Source organism: Bradyrhizobium sp. 87 (assembly GCF_023073015.1).
GTDB lineage: Bacteria > Pseudomonadota > Alphaproteobacteria > Rhizobiales > Xanthobacteraceae > Bradyrhizobium > Bradyrhizobium canariense_D.
Map to the genome: position 1 here is coordinate 1 of NZ_JADPIQ010000046.1, position 1,072 is coordinate 1,072.

Annotated in this window: 1 protein-coding gene; it reads left to right on the top strand. The window is 61.5% G+C overall.

The window, feature by feature from the left end; all coding sequences use genetic code 11:
- Positions 1 to 1,072, top strand: a 1,072-nt coding sequence (locus IVB50_RS09540; RefSeq protein WP_247295745.1) for an amino acid adenylation domain-containing protein, incomplete at both ends; no start/stop codon positions are given.

Genomic DNA, 1,072 nt, shown 5'->3' on the forward strand with positions numbered 1-1,072 from the left:
GGATGCGGTGGCGGTGGTCTGTGCGGACGAACGCTTGAGCTATGGCGAGCTCAATGCGCGGGCCAACCGCCTGGCGCATCATCTGATCGCACTCGGGGTCACGCCCGGGGATCGCCTTGCGACAATGCTGGATCGCTCCGTCGTCCTGGTGGTGGCACAGCTGGCGATCCTGAAGGCGGGCGGAGTTTATGTGCCGATCGATCGCAGTCTTCCACCAGCGCGACAGAGCTGGATGATGGCCGACTGTGCTGCGCGCCTGGTGCTCACCAACAGTGATGATGATCTGGTCGAGGTGACGATTCCTGTTCTGCCTATTGAGCCGCTCATGACTGGAGCAGGCCTTAGCACCGATCCTGGCTTGGCATTGACCGCCGAGGCTGCCGCCTACGTCATGTACACCTCCGGCTCGACCGGCCTTCCGAAGGGGGTTGTTGTTCCTCATCGTGCCGTAAACCGACTGGTCATCAACAACGGATATGCGCAGTTCAATGCGAGTGATCGTGTGGCGTGGGTGGGCAACCCCGCGTTTGATATCAGTACACTGGAAGTCTGGGCACCGCTGCTACACGGCTCTAGCCTGATCGTGATTCCATACACTGATGCGCTGCAACCAGGGGTGCTGCGCGGCCTGGTTCAGCAGCACCGCATTAGCGTCCTGCATTTGACGGCCGGGTTGTTCAACCAGAGCGCTGCTGATTTGGGCCCGGTGCCGGCGAGTTTGCGGTTGCTATTGGTTGGCGGTGATGCGGTTGATGTGGCGGCAGTCGCACGGATTTTGAGCCAGAGCCGACCGCAACATCTCCTGCATTGCTACGGTCCGACCGAGACGACGACTTTTGCGACAGTCTGCGAGATTACCGCGATTGATGAGACATTGCAGCGGCTCCCCATCGGCCGTCCGATTGCGAACACGCGTGTGTATCTGCTCGATGGTCATGGCGCGCCCGTTCCGTTGGGAGCGGTGGGAGAGCTCTACATTGGCGGGGCGGGGGTCGCGCGTGGCTATCTGAACCGGCCCGAACTGACGGCGGAGAGGTTCTTGGCCGATCCGTTCAGTGGTGAGGTCGGCGCA